This window comes from Paraburkholderia sp. CNPSo 3272 (assembly GCF_024206495.1).
Lineage (GTDB): Bacteria > Pseudomonadota > Gammaproteobacteria > Burkholderiales > Burkholderiaceae > Paraburkholderia.
This window is the reverse complement of record NZ_JAMBPQ010000045.1, coordinates 40,364-58,813: the sequence shown is the minus strand read 5'-3', so window position 1 is coordinate 58,813 and position 18,450 is coordinate 40,364. Positions and strand designations below refer to the sequence as shown.

At 65.2% G+C, this 18,450-nt stretch carries 17 protein-coding genes and 4 tRNA genes; 12 read left to right on the top strand and 9 right to left on the bottom strand.

Annotation, left to right across the window (positions count from 1 at the left end):
- The 3 genes from M3I53_RS32690 to earP all read right to left on the bottom strand — a co-directional run.
- Positions 1-165, bottom strand: a 165-nt coding sequence (locus M3I53_RS32690) for a transposase domain-containing protein (protein WP_254315388.1), incomplete at its 3' end; no start/stop codon positions are given.
- 177 nt (positions 166-342) lie between these two features.
- A complete protein-coding gene (gene efp, locus M3I53_RS32685) occupies positions 343-900 on the bottom strand; it encodes an elongation factor P (protein WP_028206670.1) in 558 nt (185 codons plus the stop codon).
- Between the two features lie 165 nt (positions 901-1,065).
- Positions 1,066-2,250 (bottom strand): elongation factor P maturation arginine rhamnosyltransferase EarP, encoded by a 1,185-nt coding sequence (earP, locus tag M3I53_RS32680; RefSeq protein ID WP_254319936.1) that lies wholly within the window; start codon positions 2,248-2,250, stop codon positions 1,066-1,068.
- Between the two features lie 200 nt (positions 2,251-2,450).
- Between earP and uvrC the strand changes: the two genes are divergently transcribed.
- From uvrC to M3I53_RS32645, 7 genes are all read left to right on the top strand, one after another.
- Entirely contained in the window at positions 2,451-4,676 is a 2,226-nt protein-coding gene (gene uvrC, locus M3I53_RS32675) for an excinuclease ABC subunit UvrC (RefSeq protein WP_254319935.1), read from the top strand.
- Between the two features lie 123 nt (positions 4,677-4,799).
- Positions 4,800-5,390, top strand: a complete 591-nt coding sequence (gene pgsA / locus M3I53_RS32670; protein WP_042261239.1) for a CDP-diacylglycerol--glycerol-3-phosphate 3-phosphatidyltransferase — start codon at positions 4,800-4,802, stop codon at positions 5,388-5,390.
- Positions 5,391-5,564: 174 nt separating this feature from the next.
- A tRNA-Gly gene (locus M3I53_RS32665) sits at positions 5,565-5,640 on the top strand.
- Positions 5,641-5,718: 78 nt separating this feature from the next.
- A tRNA-Gly gene (locus M3I53_RS32660) sits at positions 5,719-5,794 on the top strand.
- A gap of 128 nt (positions 5,795-5,922) precedes the next feature.
- Positions 5,923-5,996: transfer RNA gene (locus tag M3I53_RS32655), tRNA-Cys, on the top strand.
- Positions 5,997-6,120: 124 nt separating this feature from the next.
- Entirely contained in the window at positions 6,121-6,393 is a 273-nt protein-coding gene (locus M3I53_RS32650) for a DUF2164 domain-containing protein (protein ID WP_254319934.1), read from the top strand.
- Positions 6,394-6,479: 86 nt separating this feature from the next.
- Entirely contained in the window at positions 6,480-6,968 is a 489-nt protein-coding gene (locus tag M3I53_RS32645) for a GNAT family N-acetyltransferase (RefSeq protein WP_254319933.1), read from the top strand.
- Positions 6,969-7,007: 39 nt separating this feature from the next.
- Here the strand turns inward: M3I53_RS32645 and M3I53_RS32640 are convergent, their stop codons facing one another.
- From M3I53_RS32640 to M3I53_RS32630, 3 genes are all read right to left on the bottom strand, one after another.
- A complete protein-coding gene (locus M3I53_RS32640) occupies positions 7,008-7,892 on the bottom strand; it encodes a cytochrome c oxidase assembly protein (protein WP_254319942.1) in 885 nt (294 codons plus the stop codon).
- Positions 7,893-7,990: 98 nt separating this feature from the next.
- Positions 7,991-8,455, bottom strand: coding sequence for a copper chaperone PCu(A)C (locus M3I53_RS32635; RefSeq protein ID WP_254319932.1), 465 nt, complete (start codon positions 8,453-8,455; stop codon positions 7,991-7,993).
- Between the two features lie 65 nt (positions 8,456-8,520).
- Complete coding sequence (locus M3I53_RS32630; protein ID WP_375542617.1) at positions 8,521-9,114, bottom strand: SCO family protein; 594 nt, start codon at positions 9,112-9,114, stop codon at positions 8,521-8,523.
- Between the two features lie 359 nt (positions 9,115-9,473).
- Between M3I53_RS32630 and otsB the strand changes: the two genes are divergently transcribed.
- Both otsB and otsA read left to right on the top strand, forming a co-directional pair.
- Entirely contained in the window at positions 9,474-10,226 is a 753-nt protein-coding gene (gene otsB, locus M3I53_RS32625; RefSeq protein ID WP_254319931.1) for a trehalose-phosphatase, read from the top strand.
- A 112-nt stretch (positions 10,227-10,338) separates the two neighbouring features.
- The gene (gene otsA, locus M3I53_RS32620) at positions 10,339-11,769 is read left to right on the top strand and encodes an alpha,alpha-trehalose-phosphate synthase (UDP-forming) (protein ID WP_254319930.1); all 1,431 of its coding nucleotides are present in this window, start codon (positions 10,339-10,341) and stop codon (positions 11,767-11,769) included.
- Between the two features lie 131 nt (positions 11,770-11,900).
- On the opposite strand, the gene M3I53_RS32615 is transcribed toward otsA, so the two are convergent.
- On the bottom strand, positions 11,901-13,736 hold the full coding sequence (locus tag M3I53_RS32615; RefSeq protein ID WP_254319929.1) for an ABC transporter ATP-binding protein: 1,836 nt from the start codon (positions 13,734-13,736) through the stop codon (positions 11,901-11,903).
- Between the two features lie 773 nt (positions 13,737-14,509).
- Here M3I53_RS32615 and M3I53_RS32610 point away from each other — a divergent pair.
- The 3 genes from M3I53_RS32610 (at position 14,510) to M3I53_RS32600 (ending at position 17,438) form a co-directional block, all read left to right on the top strand.
- Positions 14,510-15,574 carry a glycosyltransferase family 4 protein gene (locus M3I53_RS32610; RefSeq protein ID WP_254319928.1) on the top strand — a complete coding sequence of 355 codons (1,065 nt, stop codon included), beginning with the start codon at positions 14,510-14,512 and terminating at the stop codon, positions 15,572-15,574.
- A 336-nt stretch (positions 15,575-15,910) separates the two neighbouring features.
- The gene (locus M3I53_RS32605) at positions 15,911-16,882 is read left to right on the top strand and encodes a hypothetical protein (protein WP_254319927.1); all 972 of its coding nucleotides are present in this window, start codon (positions 15,911-15,913) and stop codon (positions 16,880-16,882) included.
- Between the two features lie 91 nt (positions 16,883-16,973).
- Positions 16,974-17,438, top strand: coding sequence for a DUF2214 family protein (locus tag M3I53_RS32600; protein ID WP_254319926.1), 465 nt, complete (start codon positions 16,974-16,976; stop codon positions 17,436-17,438).
- Between the two features lie 134 nt (positions 17,439-17,572).
- Here M3I53_RS32600 and M3I53_RS32595 read toward each other — a convergent pair.
- Together M3I53_RS32595 and dnaQ are read right to left on the bottom strand one after the other, a co-directional pair.
- Positions 17,573-17,647 (bottom strand) — tRNA-Val (locus M3I53_RS32595).
- Between the two features lie 49 nt (positions 17,648-17,696).
- Complete coding sequence (gene dnaQ / locus M3I53_RS32590; protein WP_254319925.1) at positions 17,697-18,443, bottom strand: DNA polymerase III subunit epsilon; 747 nt, start codon at positions 18,441-18,443, stop codon at positions 17,697-17,699.
- Between the last annotated feature and the right edge of the window lie 7 nt (positions 18,444-18,450).

Below are 18,450 nucleotides of genomic sequence, written 5' to 3'. Positions count from 1 at the left end.
CAGCCAAACCACCTGCTCCGCGGGCAAGCGGCGTTGTCGGATACTCGCCCGTCCCGTGTAGGCCACCGCCTGCTCGATCCACTCGTAGGGCAAGTGCTCGCCCAGGCGAGCCCAGTCGGGCGTTTCCTGTTCTTCAGCGAGAAAATGGAGGGCGTCATCAAGCATGGGGACGCAGGTTAACAGCCTCCCTCACCGTTTACAACACCCAAAACGAAAACGCCGTTCAGGTCTTAACTGAACGGCATTAGCCCCGAGGGGCGCTTTCATCGCGGTGTCTGCCTTTGGCCGCCAGAGCAGCGGGCGGACGCCGTTCTGGCCTTAGGCTGCCTTAGGCCTTAAGCCTTAGGCGCGGCTGCGGTACTCGTTCGTACGCGTGTCGATTTCGATTTTGTCGCCGATGTTGCAGAAGAGCGGCACTTGCAGCTCGAAGCCGGTGTTCAGCTTGGCGGTCTTCAGGACCTTGCCCGACGACGTGTCGCCCTTGACGGCCGGTTCCGTGTAGATGATCTCGCGCACCAGCACGGTCGGCAGTTCGACCGAGATGGCCTTCTCGTTGTAGAACACCACTTCGCAGCCCATGCCGTCTTCGAGATAGTTCAGGGCGTCGCCCATCATCTCGCCTTCGACTTCGAACTGGTTGTAGTCGGCGTCCATGAACACGTACATCGGGTCGGCGAAGTACGAGTACGTCACTTCCTTGCGATCCAGCACGACGACGTCGAACTTGTCGTCCGCCTTGTACACGGTTTCCATGCCCGCGCCGGTCAGCAGGTTCTTGAACTTCATCTTCACGACGGCGGAGTTGCGGCCCGATTTGTTGTATTCGGCCTTCTGCACAACCATTGCGTCGTTACCGATCATCACGACGTTGCCGACGCGGAGTTCCTGTGCGGTCTTCATAGTAAAAAACTGTCCTGTCCAGATTGAGTAGCTTCGAGTGTGCTCGACGGCAAACGTCGCAAGCGGATTCGGTTGCTGCTGCAGTTGCTGCGACCCTCTTTCATGCGTGCACGATCGGGGGCGCGGAACTCGAAGCGCTTGAGACGGCTGCCGTCGGATAACCGCTTATTTTAACTGACTTTTTGCGAATTCGGCGAGATTTCCGGCGAGATCGCCAACCTGCCCGAGCTCAGCGGCCCAGGCGTTCGCGCGAGCCGCGTAGACGGGCAGATGCTGTGCAAAATCGGCCCAGTCCGGCGCGCCGCGGCCATTCCACGCATGCCAGAAGCGCTCGAGCGCAGCGCGCGGCGACTTCGGGAGCGTGCGGCCGTAGTGCGCCAGAGCGGCGTCGAGCTTCGGCAGATGGGCATCGTCGGGTTGCGGATAGATGTGCCACACGAACGGCCGCGCGGCCCATTGCGCGCGCACGAACGAATCCTCGCCGCGTACGAAGTTCAGGTCGCTCGCCCAGAGCAGAGGGTCGTAACGGCGCTGCTCGGTGAAGGCCAGTGCGTGCGCGCGCAGGGCGCCGCGCGTGGCCTGCGCGCCTGCGCTGAACGCCCGCTCCCCGAAAAAGCGCGCGAGCGCGCCGGAGACGCGGCCCTCGGGCACGAGCAGGACCACCGGCTTCGCGCCGTCGCGCCATTGCTCAAGCAGCAGGTCGACGGCGGGGTTCTCGTACGCGAAAAGCGAGATCACGGTGGCTTCCGGCCCGGGCGGCGGCCCGCCCGTGGCGCGCTGCCACCATGCGGCGCGCTCGTCGGGCGAGCGCTCGAAATCCCCGCGCGCGGCGTCGAGCGTGCCCTCCTTGAGCACGCCCCCCGTGCCCGGGCCAAGGCCGGGGAAGAAGAAGTGCTTGGCGAGCGCGTAGCGCGGGTGTGGCGAGGGCCGCAGATGAAAGTCGGCCACCCAGTCTTCGGCGCTCAGATATTCGAGATTGAGCCAGACGGGCTTGCGCGCGCGACCGGCCATCGCCGCGACGTACACGGCCGGCAGTTCGCACGCGAACGCCTCGATCACGACATCGGCGATCTGCAGCGTTTCGCCCGCATGTTCCGGCGCGTGCCAGTGCTCGACGAGCACGCCTTCGACCGCTTGCGTGGCGCGGCTCGCGTCGAGCGCGGGGCAGAGCTTCTGGAACGCGTGCAGGTCGTCGACGAACAGGCGCACCTGCCAGCCGTGCTCGTGCGCAAGCTGGCGCGCGAGCCGCCAGCACACGCCGATGTCGCCGAAATTGTCGATGACGGCGCAAAAGAGGTCGCAGGCAATGGCGCTATCGCCGGCGGTGGTGGGTGTGGGGGCTTCTGTCATGGGTAGCGTGCGAGGCGGAAAGTCACGGCCGCCATGCCGCAAGCGGGCGCAGAACGCCCGGCCGGCAAGTTCGGCGCAGGTTCCGTGCGGCAGGGAATGATCTAAACTTGCGATTCTAGGACACAGCCATGAATGCGTCGCGATGGCGGCGCTGGGCCAGGTCTCACCTCTCTCGACGCACCGCCCGTCCCCGAAACTGGATGACCGACACCGACGTTTTCGACCCGAAAAAGGCGCTCGCGCAGTTGCCGCATCTGCCGGGCGTGTATCGCTACTACGACGCGCAAGGCGCGGTCCTCTACGTCGGCAAGGCGCGCGACCTGAAAAAGCGCGTGTCGAGCTACTTCACCAAAACGCAGCTTTCGCCGCGCATCGCGATGATGATCACGCGTATCGCGCGCATCGAAACCACGGTCACGCGTTCCGAGGCCGAGGCGCTGCTGCTCGAGAACAACCTCATCAAGGCGCTCACGCCGCGCTACAACATCCTTTTTCGCGACGACAAGTCGTATCCGTTTCTCAAGATCACCGGGCACAAGTTCCCGCGCATGGCGTACTACCGCGGCGCGGTGGATCGCAACAACCAGTACTTCGGGCCGTTTCCGAGCGCCTCGGCGGTACGCGAGAGCATCCAGATCCTGCAGCGCGTATTCCAGTTGCGCACCTGCGAGGACTCGGTGTTCAACAACCGGACGCGGCCTTGCCTGCTGCATCAGATCGGGCGCTGCACCGCGCCTTGCGTGGGTGCGGTCAGCGAAGAGGACTACGCGCGCGACGTGAACAACGCATCGCGCTTTTTGCTGGGCCGTCAGAACGAGGTGATGAAGGAACTCGAGACGAAGATGCACGCGTTCGCCTCGGAGCTTAAGTTCGAGCAGGCGGCGTCCGTGCGCAACCAGATGAGTTCGCTTTCGACGGTGCTGCATCAGCAGGCCATCGAAACGGGCAGCGAAAGCGACGTCGATATTCTCGCCGTGGTGGCGCTGGGCGGGCGCGTATGCGTGAATCTCGCGATGGTGCGCGGCGGCCGGCATCTGGGCGACAAGGCTTACTTCCCCGCGCACGTGGAACGCGCGCTGACCGACGAGGAGGGCGGCGTCGCCGAGGAAATCGACAGCGAGACCGTGGTCGCGGCGAGCGCACTGAAGTCGCTGCCAACGCTCGCGCGCAAGACGGTGGAGGATTACGTCGAGGAAGCGCAGGCGGACGACGCACACGACGATGCGGCGCTCGAAGCGGATCCCCTCGCCATCGCGGCCGATCTCGCCGCCGATGACGACGCGGCAAGCGATGCCGAATCCGCCACGCCCGAGCCGCAGGGGGATGCGCGCAGGACGCGCGAGATCGGCATCGAACCGGAAGTGCTCGACGCCTTCATCGCGCAGCACTACTTCGGCAACCGCGTGCCGCCAGTGCTGGTCGTGAGCCATCCGCCCGCGAACCGCGAACTGGTGGACGTGCTGAGCGAGCAGGCAGGGCACAAGGTCACGGTGCTGCGTCAGCCGCAAGGTCAGAAGCGCGCTTGGCTCGCCATGGCTGAACAGAACGCACGGCTCGCGCTCGCGCGTCTGCTCTCCGAGCAGGGCTCGCAGCAGGCCCGCACGCGCACGCTCGCGCAACTGCTCGGACTCGAACTGGACGATCTCGCGCATCTGCGCATCGAGTGCTTCGACATCAGCCACACGATGGGCGAGGCGACCCAGGCCTCATGCGTCGTGTATCACCATCACAAGATGCAGTCGGCCGAATACCGGCGCTACAACATCACCGGCATCACGCCCGGCGACGACTACGCCGCCATGCGTCAGGTGCTCACGCGACGCTACGAGAAGATGGTCGCGCAAGCGGCGCGCGCCGAAGCCGGCCAGGCCGGATCGCCAATGCCGCCGTCCGCGCCGGCGCCCGATCCCGCCGGCCCGGAAGCAGCGTCGCAAGTCGTGGAGGCCGTCGAGTCGGTCGAAGCCTCGCCGCCCGGCGGCACGCTGCCCAACATCGTGCTGATCGACGGCGGCAAGGGGCAGGTCGAGATCGCGCGCCAGGTGTTCACCGAACTGGGTCTCGATCCGGCGATGCTGGTGGGCGTGGCGAAGGGCGAGGGCCGCAAGGTCGGCCTTGAAACGCTCGTGTTCGCCGATGGCCGCGCGCCGCTCGAACTCGGCAAGGAGAGCGCCGCACTCATGCTCGTCGCGCAGATCCGCGACGAGGCGCACCGCTTCGCCATCACGGGCATGCGCGCGAAGCGCGGCAAAACGCGCCAGACCTCGCGTCTCGAAGAGCTGGAGGGCGTGGGGGCGAAGCGTCGCCAGCGCCTGCTCGCGCGCTTTGGGGGCCTGCGCGGCGTGATGGCGGCGAGCGTGGAGGATCTGGCGAGCGTGGAGGGCATCTCGCGCGCGCTCGCCGAGCAGATCTACCAGCAGCTTCACTGATGCGGCGGCGTCGCTGGCCGGGTCCGGGTTGGGCCTTTCCTTACGGTTGCTTGTGGCACGTGCGGCGACGCGGCACAATTGCATCTCCCATAATTGCATCTCCCCGACAGATAGCGCCAGCCGATGCCGTTCAATATCCCGATTCTCCTGACCTGGCTGCGGATCCTGGCGATTCCGCTCGTGGTTGGCGTGTTCTATCTGCCGCAGACGATGCTTTCCCCGATGCAGCAGAACGTACTGGCGATGCTGCTCTTCGTGCTGGCGGCGCTCACCGACTGGTTCGACGGTTTTCTCGCGCGCAAGTGGAATCAGACCTCCTCGTTCGGCGCCTTTCTCGACCCCGTCGCGGACAAGCTGATGGTGACCGCGGCACTGCTCGTGCTCGTGCATCTGCAGCGGCTCGACGCCGTGATCGCGCTCGTGATCGTCGGACGCGAGATCGCCATCTCGGCGCTGCGCGAGTGGATGGCGCAGATCGGCGCGTCGAAGAGCGTGGCCGTCAATTCGCTCGGCAAGTTCAAGACCGCGTGCCAGATGGTCGCGATTCCCATGCTGCTGTTCTACGCGCCGCTCACGCTCGGCGGCGTGACGCTGTTCGACTCGCGCGTGTGGGGCGCGTGGCTCATCTACGTGGCGGCGTTCCTTACGATCTGGTCGATGCTCTACTACATGAAGCTCGCATGGCCCCAGATCCGCGAACGCGGGAGCTTGTGAATCCCATATGTCTTTTTCCAAAAAGATCACACGAAGGGGTTGACACGATTCTGCGGGTTATACATAATCTCACTTCTCCGCTGCACTACAAAGTAGCAATCAGGCAGATGCAGTAGAGATCGCAGAAGATAGGCCGAAGTTAGTTGTGAATTCGGCGAAGTCTGAAGCAAATACGCGGGAGTAGCTCAGTTGGTAGAGCGCAACCTTGCCAAGGTTGAGGTCGCGAGTTCGAGACTCGTCTCCCGCTCCAGAATTTGAGGTGCGGCGTTTTTGCAGTAACAGAAAACGAAGTGCCGAAGCAGTAAAAGTCGCAGTAAAGCAGGACATTGCGGGAGTAGCTCAGTTGGTAGAGCGCAACCTTGCCAAGGTTGAGGTCGCGAGTTCGAGACTCGTCTCCCGCTCCAAATGCCAAGGGGAAGCAGCGCTTCCCTTTTTGTTTGGCAGGTTTTGGTCAGCGTATCAAGCCATCAAACAAATCTGTCCGGTCGTTGCTGGCGCAAGCAGTTTGCCTCATCCTGGTCAGTCCGCTTCTGGCGCGATAGCAAAGCGGTTATGCAGCGGCCTGCAAAGCCGTGTAGGCCGGTTCGACTCCGGCTCGCGCCTCCAGATGCAAAACAAAAGCCACCTTCGGGTGGCTTTTGTTTTTCGCGCGCGCTTTGCTGCATTTTTCGCGATGCGCCAACGCACGTGGCGCACAATAGCCGGAACCCTTCCTCTCCGGTCTTCCGACATGTCCATCGAACTCCCCGAAGACGCGCGCACCGAAGCGATCGCCTCCATCCAGCGCTATTTCGACGCGAACATGGAAGAGCCGATCGGCAACGTCGCGGCGGGCGCGCTGCTGGGCTTCTTTCTCGAAGAGATCGCGCCGGCGGTCTACAACAAGGCCATTGCCGACGCGCAGGAGAGCATGCAGGCGCGCATCGTCGATCTCGACATCGATCTGCACGCGGAGCCGTTCCAGTACTGGCGCAAATACGAGCAACCGCGCCGGCGCAAGTGAGCGCTCGCGCAGTGGCGGGTTTGTGGCGCGCGCGGCGCGCGGCATAATCGTGGTCATTGACGATGCTTTGATGGAAATCACCGACCATGACCGTGCAGTCCACCGCCTTGCCGCTGCCCCAATTCGACTGGCAATGGGAAGCCTTTGATGCGCTCGACGCGCGCGAAGTCTACGCCATGCTCAAGCTGCGCTCCGACGCGTTCGTCGTCGAGCAGAACTGCGTGTACGGCGACATCGACGGTCTCGACTTCGGCGCGTGGCATCTGTTCGCATGGAGCGAGCAGGGTGGCGCGCGAGAGCTTGCGGGCTACTTGCGCGTGCTGCTGCCCGACGCGCAGGACGCCGACGTTCGCATCGGCCGCGTGGTGACGTCGCGAAACCACCGCGGCATCAAGCTCGGCAACGCGCTGCTCGAACGCGCCATCGCGCAGATCGAATGTCAATGGCCGGATGTCGCGATGCGTCTGCATGCCCAGGCGCACCTGCAGAAGTTCTACGGTGCGTTCGGCTTCTCACCCGTCGGCGAGATTCACGACGAGGACGGCATTGCGCACGTCTGGATGCGCTCGGCCTGAGTTGACGTTCGTCGCACCTTGCGCCGGCACTCGAGTGCGTTACGTACGCAAGGTGCGCTTTTCCGCGTGACGCTCGCCGTCGGCCGGACGCATGCCGGGGCGCCGGTCCCGCTGCAAGCGTCCGCGTCCGGATAGCCGCATCCAGTGGCGCAGCGCGACCAGCGCGCCGACCACGCTCATCATCGACCCCGGAATCCACAGCAGCAGCCCGCCGATCTGCTGGTCGCGCATGGGCGAGAGCCAGGTGAACGCGCGGCCGCAGATCGAATAGACCGGGTAAAGCTCGCGCGGCGTGAAGAAGATGAACGCGCCGAGCACGATCTGCGGCGGAATCGCCGCGATCACGACGAGCACGCGCTTGCCCGGCGAAAGGCGCGCGGGCGGCGCGGGGCGCGAGTCGAGCACGAGCCACCAGAACAACAGCCCGTCGATCACCATGCTCCAGTTCATGAGGCGGTAAAGACGCCAGTCGAGCATCGCGATGAAGTGGATCGGCGAAAAGAGCCAGAAGTAGATGAGCCCGACGAAGAGCCCGACCGCGACGACGGGATGCATAACGATGTCGAGCGCCACGCGCACGGGCCGCGCGGCGAGCGCGGGGCGCACGAAGCGTTGCCGCCACCTGAACGGAATGCCCGCGCGCAGCGCCGCGCCCGGGTAGGCGAGCGCGATGAAGAACGGCCCCAGGTGGTGCAGCACCAGGTGCTGCGCGCGATGCATGAAGAACTCGTGCTCGAAGTAGTACTCGAGACGCGTATGCAGCACGACGTAGAGCGCACCAAGCCCGAACCAGAATGAGATCTGGCGCGCAAGCGACACCCGCGCGTGCCGCTTGCCGCGCACGAACAACACCGCCGCGAGCAGGGTGCAGATCATCACGGTCGGCGAGGGCTCCCAGGGCTGGAGCCAGTAGAGCAGGGTTATCGCGAGCATGGCGGCGGCTTCATCGCGGATTCAACATGCTTGCGCGCGCAACCAATGGCAAATGCGGTGTATGCGCGCGCGGTGGTATTGCTGCGGACTCACTGCCCCGCGGGCGGCTTGACCGCGAACGGCGTGTCGAGTGTTTCCCCGTCCGAGAACTGCAGCTTCACGTTCACCGTGTCGCCCGGCGCGACCTTGTGCTTCGCCTTCTCCAGCATCAGGTGATAGCCGCCCGGCGCGATGGCCAGCGTGCCGTGCGCGGGCACCGTCGCCTTGTGCACCATGATCATCTTCTGCGTCGAGCCGTTCGAGACCGTCTGATGCAGCATGACCATGCCGTAAGCGTCGCTCGATACACCCACGAGATCGACGGGCAGGTCGCCATCGTTCTTGAGCGTCACATAGCCCGCGGCCGGGAGGTCGTTGGGTAGCCAGCGCACCCATGCGTCCTGCGCGCTCAGCGTGCCGGCGGCGTGTGCGGCGGGCGCGAAGGCGGCGAGTGCACCGAAGGTGCTCAGCGCGCAGCCGAGCGAGACGGTGAGAGACTTCAGATTCTTCGTCATAACGTTTCCTGTTGCGATTGGTGTTGCGTCAAAACCCGTGATTGGACCGGCGAGGCGGTATGCGTTCACGCCGTGTCGTTTATGACGCGGCGCAGGTCATGCGCGATCGCGTCCGCAGAGTCGTGGTCGGTGGCGAGCAGGCGCGCATGACCTTGCGCGTCGAACACATAGACGGCCGAACTGTGCGTGACTTCGTAGCTGCCGTCGGGGTCGCGCTTTTCCATCTGGTAGGCCACGCGGTAGCGCCGCGCGAGCGACTCGATCTGGGCGCCGGTACCGGTCAAGCCGCGCGCATGCTGGGCGTCGAACGCGCCGACATAGGTGTGCAGTGCCTGCGGCGTATCCCGCGCCGGATCGACGCTGATGAAGAGTATCCGCACTTTGCCGGCATCGGGGCCGAGCTTGGCTATAACCTGCATCAGGCGCGCCATGGTTTCCGGACAGACGTCCGGGCAATGCGTGTAGCCGAAGTAGACGAGCGTCGTGTCCCCGCGAAAGCTGGCGCCCGTCACGCGCTGGCCGTTGTCGGCCGTGAGCGCGAAGTCGAGGTCGGGCAGATGGCCGCTCACGTTTGTGAGCTGCCACGGCTCGCCCGGGTGCGAGCACGCCGCGAGCAGCACAGTGCCCGCCATCACCGCCGCGTGCCGCAGTTTGCGCATGCCGCCGCGAAGAAGGCCGCTCACGCGGGCGCGGAACGTGCGCAGCGTGGGCTCGAAGGTGGGGAGCAAAGGCAATCTCGTCGACTCGATTGGATTACGTTGGCCGCGCTCGCTCAGACCACCGGGCTCGGCTTGTCGCTGCGACTGTAGCAAAATTAGGTCCGCGCGGTCGCGAGCGCCCCGGTCGTGCCAATCGCTCGCGTCGATATGCCGCATCTTCGAGTCAGGGATGCCTGCACAGGCGGTCAGCCCCTTACTTTCTCGATAATCGATCCAAGGCGCGGTAAGATTCGCACACTTTCCCTGGGCGCAGCCAGGGGCCATACCGGGCCAGCAGGCCGATGGGTGAAAAGAACGCAATGCAAGCACTTCCGGCAGTCCTGCCGCCTGAACAGACGGCATTTTTCTTCGATTTCGACGGCACGCTCGTCGATCTCGCGCCCACGCCCGATGGCGTGCTCGTCCGACCGGACATGCTCGCGCTGCTGCACGAACTGCGCCGCGCGACGCACGGCGCGGTGGCTATCGTTTCCGGGCGCGGCATCGAGAGCATCGACGGTTTTCTCGGCATGCCCGATCTGCCCGTGGCGGGCCTGCACGGCGCCGAGCGGCGCGACGCCAACGGCGACACGCAGCGTGTCGGCTTCAACGACGAGCGCTTGCTGCACATGGAGCAGGTGCTCGCGGAGGTGGTGCGCACGCATGCGGGCATGCTGCTCGAGATCAAGGGCGCGTCGCTCGCGCTGCACTACCGCAACGCCCCGGAGCACGAGGGCACGGCGCGCGCCGCGACCGAGCGCCTCGCCGCCGATTACGCCGACGCCTACGTACTCCAGCCCGGCAAGATGGTCTACGAAATCAAGCCGAAGGACGTCGACAAGGGCCGCGCGCTGCGCGCGTTCCTCGACGAGCCGCCGTTCGCGGGCCGCCGCCCGGTGTTCGCCGGCGACGACCTGACCGACGAGAAAGGCTTCGCCGTCGTCAACGCGCTGGGCGGCCTGTCGATCAAGGTCGGCGGCGGCGACACCATCGCGCAGACGCGCGTCGACTCGGTCGACGCCTTGTTCGGCTGGCTCTCATCGCTCGTTGCGGCCATGCCGGGCGCCCGGTGACCGTACGCATGCCTCGCTTCACCTCATACGTAGATTGCCTGACCTGGCCGAGCCGAGGCTTCGCCTCGCACGCGCCGCGCCTTCCTGATTTCCTGCACGGACCCCGCCCCTCATGAGCCGATTGATCATCGTGTCGAACCGCGTCGCGCCGATTTCCGAAGGCGGTCCGGCCGCGGGCGGCCTCGCCGTGGGCGTGTACGACGCGCTCAAGGAAACCGGCGGCATGTGGTTCGGCTGGAGCGGTGACGTGCTCACCTCCGGCCAGCCGCAGATCGTGCTCGAGGAGCGCGGTCCCGTGACCTTCGCCACCATCGGCCTGCTGCGGCGCGACTACGACCAGTACTACCGCGGTTTCTCGAACGCGACGCTCTGGCCCGCGTTCCACTACCGCGCCGATCTCGTCCAGTACGACCGCCACGAATACGAGGGCTATAGCCGCGTGAACGCGTGGCTCGCGCAGCAGCTCGTGCCGCTGCTGCGCGAGGACGACGTGATCTGGGTACACGACTATCACCTCATTCCGTTCGCCCAGGCGCTGCGCGCGGCGGGCGTGAAGAACCGCATCGGCTTCTTCCTGCACATTCCGTTTCCGGCCTCGCAGGTGCTGCTCGCGGTGCCTCCGCATCGCGAACTGGTAGAGGCGCTCTGCGCGTTCGACCTGCTCGGCTTCCAGACCAAACCCGATCTGCGCGCTTTCTGCGACTACGTAGTGAACGAGGCGGGGGGCACGACGGCGATGCAGCCGGACGGCCTCACGCGCATCGAGGCGTTCGGGCAGACGCTCTGCGCGGGCGATTACCCGATCGGCGTCTATCCCGACGAGATCGCGGAACTCGCCAAGGCCGGCGAGCGCGGCAAGCCGGTGCGCACGCTCAAGTCCACGCTGCACGGGCGCAAGGTCATCATGAGCGTGGACCGGCTCGACTACTCGAAGGGGCTCGTGGAGCGCTTCCGTGCCTTCGAACGCCTGCTCGACCACACCCCGGCGCAGCGCAACAAGGTCTCGTTCGTGCAGATCGCGCCGCCCACGCGCGCCGACCTTCATGCGTATCAGGACATCCGGCTGCGCCTCGAGGCGGAGTCGGGGCGCATCAACGGCCGTTACGCCGAACTCGACTGGACGCCGATCTGGTACATCCACCGTCAGTACGAACGGGCGGTGCTGGCCGCGCTGTTCCGGGCGTCGGACGTGGGCTATGTCACGCCGCTGCGCGACGGCATGAACCTCGTCGCCAAGGAATACGTGTCGGCGCAGGATCCCGAGGATCCTGGCGTGCTCGTGCTCTCGCGCTTTGCCGGCGCGGCGCAGGAGCTTTCCGGCGCGCTGATCGTCAATCCGCTCGATATCGACGGCATGGCCGATGCGCTAGGTACCGCCCTTGCCATGCCGCTCGCCGAGCGCCTCGCGCGCTATCAGGACATGATGGCCCAGTTGCGCGAGAACAATGTCTCGGTCTGGCGCGACCGCTTCATGCGCGATCTAGGCCGGGTCAGCGTGCGGCAACGGGTGAGCGTGCCGCCGCTCGAGCGCGCGCAGGGCTGAGCACCCGCGCCTCGCGCCCTCACGCGAGGGCGAAAAAAGCCGCTTCAGTCGATGTACTGAAGCGGCGTTTTTTCGCGCTGGGGAGTCTTGGGCAACGCCCAGCGGGCGATGCGCCCGCCTGCGCGGCGGTGTCAGGCCACGTGCTTTTCGTCGGCCTTCTTGCTGCCCAGATGCAGCGTGGACTGTTTGCCATACTGCTTGGCGAGGAGGTCGCGGTAGAGGCCCGGACGGTTGCGCAGTTCTTCCGGACTGCCGTCGTCGATCACCTTGCCCGCGCTCATCACGATGATGCGGTCGAAGTTGTTGAGCGTGGAGAGGCGGTGTGCGATCGCGATCACCGTGCGGCCCACCATCAGCCGGTCGAGCGCCTGCTGGATGGCCTCTTCGGACGCGCTGTCTAGCGCCGACGTGGCCTCGTCGAGCAGCAGGATCGGCGAGTTCTTGAGAATGGCGCGCGCGATCGCGATGCGCTGACGCTGGCCGCCCGACAGCTTCACGCCGCGGTCGCCCACGATCGTGTCGTAGCCCTCGGGCATCGCCTCGATGAATTCGGCGCAGCGCGCCTCGCGGGCCGCGGCGAGCACTTCCTCGCGGCTCGCCTCGGGGCGGCCGTAGGCGATGTTTTCGTAGATCGAGCGGTGCAGCAGCGAAATGTCCTGCGGCACGAGCGCGATGGCGTGGCGCAGGCTGTCCTGGGTGACATGGGCGATGTCCTGGCCGTCGATCTTGATCGCGCCGGCCTGGGCGTCGTAGAAGTGCTGCAGCAGCGCGAGCACCGTGGTCTTACCGGCGCCGGATTTGCCGATCAGACCCACGCGCTGACCGGCCTCGATGCGCAGGTCGAAATGGTCGAGGATCGCCTTGCGGTGCGGATACGCGAAGGTCACGCCTTCGAAATCGACGCGGCCGCCTTGGGCCACGAGCTCCTTGGCGTCGTCGCGGTCAGGCATGCCGTGCGGCTCCAGCAGCGTCTGCACGGCCTCGGCGAGGCGTGCCACGTGCTGGGTCACGTCCACGAGCGCGACGGCGAGGTCGCGCGTGCCGTGCAGGATCGTGAAGCCGAGCGAGCTGACCAGCACGATGTCGCCCGACGTCGCCTTGCCCTGATCCCAAAGCCACAGCGCCCAGCCGAGCAGGCCGGCGGACAGCATGGCCGTGATCACGGCGTGCAGCAGACGCAGCCTTTCGAGGTAGAGCAGGCTCGAGCGGCGCGCGTCGAGTTCGGCTTTGACGGTCGAGCCGAAGCGCTTTTGCTCGCGGAACGTCATGCCGAAGGCGCGCACGAGCGCCATGTTGCCGATCACGTCGACGAGCTCGCCATCCACCGCGGCCGCTTTCGAGGCGAAGGTATGGTGGCGCGACGAGCCGCGCCCGGCCAGCTTGAAGAGGATCACCGAAAGGATTGCCGAGCAGAGCAGGAGGCCCGCCGCCATCAGCGGGTTCACCGCGATGATCATGACGATCGCGCCGGCCACGGCGATACAGGGCGGCAGCACGTTCCAGGCGGTAGTGTTCTCGGCCGTATAGACGGCGTTCGACGTCGCGGTGATGCGGCTGGCGAGCGTGCCGGGCTGTTTTTCGGCGTAGTAAGTGGGCGAGTGTCCGCTCAGGTACTGGAAGAGGTCGCGCCGCAGGTCGCCCGTTACGGTGACGAAGGTGTGCGCCGCGAACCAGCCGCCGACCCGCCAGAGCAGGTTGTCGGCGGCGATCAGGCCGACGAGGATGGCGAACGCGGTCCACAGCGGGCCCGGATGATGGCGTCCCGCTCCGAGCACGTCGATCAGATGCTTGATGGCGTACTGCGACGCAAGCGCGCAGCCGACGGCCGCGAACACGCTGGCGAGCACGACAGTGTGGGCGAACGGATGGCGCTTGATGTAGCGGAAAAGGAACGCGAGCGGGCGCCGCGCATAGCTCGCAAGCTTTGCGTTGTGGGCGTTACGCTGAGCGATGGTCAGATGTTCCAATTGATCGGGTGGTCGGTCTGACGGAATTTCGTCCGTGCAAGTTCAAAGGAAGATAGCGGGCGCTGAGGCGACGAATGGCTCCGGGCGCGCGGCAACGAAGGCGGACTTACCGCATTGTAAACACCCCATGCGCCGCACGCACCGCCTGTGCCCGGCGGACGCGCATCATATCGCGACACGATAGCGCGGGATACAGATTGGGGACACGTTGTTGCAGTGGAGGTTCAACAGGAACCGTGGACCGTTTTAGAGATACGTGTTTTAGAGATAGAATTATGGATTGCATTCGGAAAAGCGCTGTGCTTGCTCGCAACACGCGGGTGGCGAACAGGGAAACGCCCAGGATCGATTGATGCGCACGGTCGCCGCGATAACCGGCCGCCGGTGATTCCCGCACTGCAGCATCCACTCTAGAACTCTCTTGGAAAACAATGGGTTGCGGAGTGTTTCCGCTTTGTAACAAGGTAAAGACTTTGAAATGATCTAGCCGGTATTTACCCTGGACCGGGATAATGCCGACTCGGACGGCGTAGGGAATTTGACAGCTTCTGTGTCAACGGCCACGAACCCTGCGCGTTTACCGCCTGAACCGCCGCGTGTGCGCTCTCTTGCCGCTTCACAACTGCGTCGGGTCTGTGTCCGGATCTCCGGCGCGGTTAGCGGTACGGAACGCCTGCAAGGCGCGTGGCGACAAGGAAGCCGCAGCCTGGATAGGTCGATTGTCAAATTTGCAGTCTATTGCCCGATTTATTACGAGGAAGGAGTTCACCACTATGCGAATCGCTCAAATCGCTCCGTTGCACGAGGCGGTTCCTCCCAAGCTGTACGGCGGCACGGAACGGGTGGTCTCCTACCTGACCGAAGCGCTGGTCGAACAGGGCCACGATGTCACGCTGTTCGCCAGCGGCGATTCGATCACCTCGGCAAAGCTCGAAGCGTTCTGGCCGCAGGCACTGCGCCTCGACCCCACGATTCGCGACGTGATGGCTCCGCACATGCTGCTGCTCGAAGAAGTTCGCCGCCGCGCGGACGAGTTCGACGTGCTGCACTTCCATATCGACTACTATCCGTTCTCGCTGTTCCAGCGCCAGCCGGTGCCGTTCGTGACGACCATGCACGGCCGTCTGGACTTGCCGGAACTGCAGCCGGTGTTCAACGCGTTCAACGACGTGCCGGTGGTGTCGATCTCGGACAACCAGCGCATTCCGCTGCAGCAAGCCAACTGGCAGCAGACCGTGTACCACGGCCTGCCGGAAGACGTGCTCACGCCGATTCCGAACGTCGAGCCCGGCTACCTCGCCTTCCTCGGCCGCGTTTCGCCGGAGAAGGGCCTTGACCGCGCGATCCGCATCGCCGGCCAGGCGGGCATGAAGCTCAAGGTCGCGGCCAAGATCGACAAGGCCGACCGCGCCTACTACGAAGAAGTCATCAAGCCGCTGATGGCGCTGCCGCATGTCGAGTACATCGGCGAAATCGGCGAGCACGAAAAGCGCGAGTTCCTCGGCAATGCAAATGCACTGGTGTTCCCGATCGACTGGCCGGAGCCCTTCGGCCTCGTCATGATCGAAGCCATGGCCTGCGGTACGCCGGTCATCGCGTTCAAGCGCGGCTCGGTGCCGGAAGTCATCGAGAACGGCGTGTCGGGCTTCGTCGTGGAAGACGAAATCAGCGCAGTCGCGGCGGTCAAGCGCCTGTCGACGCTGCCGCGCGAGAAGGTGCGCGCCGCGTTCGAGGCACGCTTCTCGTCGAAGGTGATGGCACGCAACTACGTGGCCGTGTACGAAGAGCTGCTGCGCCAAAAGCATCGCACCGTGCTGCGCGAAGTCAACGCCGGCTAAGGTACGTACCGAAAGCGGACGCGCTGCGGCGCGCCCGGGTTTCCCGCTGTTCCCCCAACGCCCCAGTGCAATGCACCGGGGCGTTGTCACATTCGCGGCGGCGGCGGGTGAGGCGCACGCTTAATGTCCCTATAATGGCCGTGCCGTAAAATCCGCGGCGCCCACGAAAGCGTGCTTTGCATGGGACCAGAGTGACGTGCCAAAGCGCGAACTCTGGTCGACAGCTTTGCATGGGACCGGAGGAAGACGCTGAAGCGTCAACTCTGGTTGACAGCTATGCATGGGACCGGAGCAAGACGCGAAAGCGTCAACTCTGGTCGACAGAGGAGAATACCCTTGGCCAGAACCCGACCGACGCCCACGGCCACCGTACCCGGTGCCGGGACGCTTTTCGCGCTGCGCGCGATCGGGCTCGTGATCCTCGCGCGCTGGCTGCACTCCATGGCGCAAATGAACTTCGTCGCCGCGCTGGAAGGCATGGCGTCGTCGCCGGCGGCGAGCCTGAATCTCGTCTTCCTGTTTCTGCTGATCGTGCTGCCCGGCGCCAGGGCGCGCGTCGAGCGGCCGTTTCATCCGCTGCCGCAGTGGTTGCGTCAGGCGCTGCGCTTTTTCGGTGTACTCGGTTTGTTGTTCGCGATCGGCTCGATCGGCGTGTTCGTGTGGACCGCCGGCTGGCGGCGCACCTTCCACGCCGTCGCCGACACCAACGGCTGGCTCGTTGCCGCGCCCGCCCTCTATGCCGCCGTGGTCTGGATCTGCCGCCCGCGCGCGCTCTGGCGCAGCAACTTCGCGGCGCGGCGCTTCGCGATCGGCCGCTTCGCTGTTTCGATCGATGCCGCGACGCGCACGACCGTCGTCTGGCAGGAGAGCCGCAAGGTCGGTCAGTACGATGCCCGCGAGCTGTCGGTGCGCTGGCTCTCCGGTGCGCCGCAGGGCAGGGCGGTTGCGTCCGGGCCCGCGCTCTTGCCCGCGCCGGCGCAGACCGACGATCCCGTGCCCGCCGCTGGCGTCGCCGAACCGGTTGCCGCGTCGGATTGCGCGGATTCCGGGGATGCCACTGCATCGCTGGGTGGCGGCCAGTCTGCGGCCACGCCTGAGCCGGGCGCGCCCGCTGCGCAGCGGGCGGCATCGGCATCTTTGGCCGCCGCGCCTGCAATCAAGCCCGCGCGCCGCGCAAAGATCGAACTGCTTTGGGATTCGCCCGCTGCGGCGGGCCACAACCGTCAGACCGTGTTTCGCGTCGGGCTCGCCTCCGAAGGCGACCGCACGGCTGCACGCGCCCTCGACGCCGCGCTCAAGCAGGCCTGACGACCCGCGGCCCGGCCGCATTGCGCGAGGTCCGCGCTCGAGCCGCTTTACCATTGCTTGCCGTTCCTGTCGTCCATCGGAGGGAGTCGCAATGCTGATACGCTGGTTGCTGGCCGCCGTTCATCTGCTCGCCTTCGGTTTCGCGCTCGCTTCGATTCTGCGGCGCACGCGCGGCCTGCGCCGGTGCACGTCCACCGAAGACCTGCCGATGATCTTCATCGCCGACAACGGCTGGGGCGGCTCCGCGATCGTGCTGATCCTGACTGGCGCCCTGCGTGCATTCGGCGGTTTCGAGAAGGGCGCGGAGTACTACATCCATGAACCGCTCTTTCTCGTGAAGATGGCCGCGCTCGTGCTTGTCCTTCTGCTCGAAGTCGCACCCATGATGGCGCTGCTGCGCTGGCGTCTCGCCGTGCGGCGCGGCGACGTGCCGGATCTCACCGGCGCGCCGAAATACGCACGCATCGGCAGATGGCAGACGCTGCTGGTCGTTGTGATGGTGATCGCGGCCACGGGCATGGCGCGCGGCATCGGTCTCGATCCTTCGATCGGTTGATTCGGATTACTGACAGTGAAACGCCGCCGACCGGATGTTTCGCGCAAAGCCGAAGGACAAAGCAAAAGGCCTCGTTGCTTTCGCAACGAGGCCTTTTATTCTTCGGTGCTTGTCGTTACCAACACCAGGAATTCTGGTGGGTAGTACTGGGATCGAACCAGTGACCCCTGCCGTGTGAAGGCAGTGCTCTACCGCTGAGCTAACCACCCGAAGAGATTGAGATTATGCTGGGTGTTTTCGATCTTGTAAAGCCCTTTTTTAAGCATTTTGCGCATCGGCTGCAAAGGCTTCGGCGGGAGCCGGCTCGGTGCGCCAAACCGAAGTCCCTTTGATCGCCTTGTCGAGGCCGTCGAGCACGGCGTTGTGCTCGGCGATTTCTTCGTCGCTCGCCATGATCACCGGCAGATCGATCGACTCGAGCTGGATGCGCGGCGCGGCGGCCGCACCCGGCGCCGCGTGCTCGCCCAGCATGTCGATCACGAGGCTTTCCTGGCCGCGCGTCATCGCGAGGTAGACCTCGGCGAGCAGCTCCGAGTCGAGCAGCGCGCCGTGCAGCGTGCGGTGCGCGTTGCTGATGCCGAAACGGTCGCACAGGGCATCGAGCGAGTTGCGCTTGCCGGGGAAGATCTGCTTGGCCTGCACGAGCGTGTCGATCACCTCGCCGCAGTGCTCCCTGAACCCCGGCTTGCCGAGCAGCGCGAGTTCGGCGTCCAGAAAGCCGATGTCGAAGGGCGCGTTGTGGATGATGATGTCCGCGTCGCGAATGAAGTCGAGGATTTCGTCCGCGACTTCCGCGAACTTCGGCTTGTCGGAGAGGAACTCGGTCGTGAGGCCGTGCACGGCGAGTGCGCCCGGGTCGCTGTCACGCTCCGGGTTCACGTAGAAGTGCAGGTTGTTGCCCGTGAGCCGGCGGTTCATCAGCTCGACGCAGCCGATTTCGATGATGCGGTCGCCCGTGCGGGCGTTCAGGCCGGTGGTTTCGGTATCGAGAATGATCTGGCGCATGTCTTGT

Coding starts and splice junctions, on each gene's coding strand:
- M3I53_RS32645 (WP_254319933.1), top strand. CDS start 6,480: ATGACCGTGCAGTCCACCGCCTTGCCGCTGCCCCAATTCGACTGGCAA.
- otsA (WP_254319930.1), top strand. CDS start 10,339: ATGAGCCGATTGATCATCGTGTCGAACCGCGTCGCGCCGATTTCCGAA.
- otsB (WP_254319931.1), top strand. CDS start 9,474: ATGCAAGCACTTCCGGCAGTCCTGCCGCCTGAACAGACGGCATTTTTC.
- M3I53_RS32635 (WP_254319932.1), bottom strand. CDS start 8,455: ATGACGAAGAATCTGAAGTCTCTCACCGTCTCGCTCGGCTGCGCGCTG.
- efp (WP_028206670.1), bottom strand. CDS start 900: ATGAAGACCGCACAGGAACTCCGCGTCGGCAACGTCGTGATGATCGGT.
- uvrC (WP_254319935.1), top strand. CDS start 2,451: ATGACCGACACCGACGTTTTCGACCCGAAAAAGGCGCTCGCGCAGTTG.
- dnaQ (WP_254319925.1), bottom strand. CDS start 18,443: ATGCGCCAGATCATTCTCGATACCGAAACCACCGGCCTGAACGCCCGC.
- M3I53_RS32610 (WP_254319928.1), top strand. CDS start 14,510: ATGCGAATCGCTCAAATCGCTCCGTTGCACGAGGCGGTTCCTCCCAAG.
- pgsA (WP_042261239.1), top strand. CDS start 4,800: ATGCCGTTCAATATCCCGATTCTCCTGACCTGGCTGCGGATCCTGGCG.
- M3I53_RS32630 (WP_375542617.1), bottom strand. CDS start 9,114: ATGCGCAAACTGCGGCACGCGGCGGTGATGGCGGGCACTGTGCTGCTC.
- earP (WP_254319936.1), bottom strand. CDS start 2,250: ATGACAGAAGCCCCCACACCCACCACCGCCGGCGATAGCGCCATTGCC.
- M3I53_RS32600 (WP_254319926.1), top strand. CDS start 16,974: ATGCTGATACGCTGGTTGCTGGCCGCCGTTCATCTGCTCGCCTTCGGT.
- M3I53_RS32650 (WP_254319934.1), top strand. CDS start 6,121: ATGTCCATCGAACTCCCCGAAGACGCGCGCACCGAAGCGATCGCCTCC.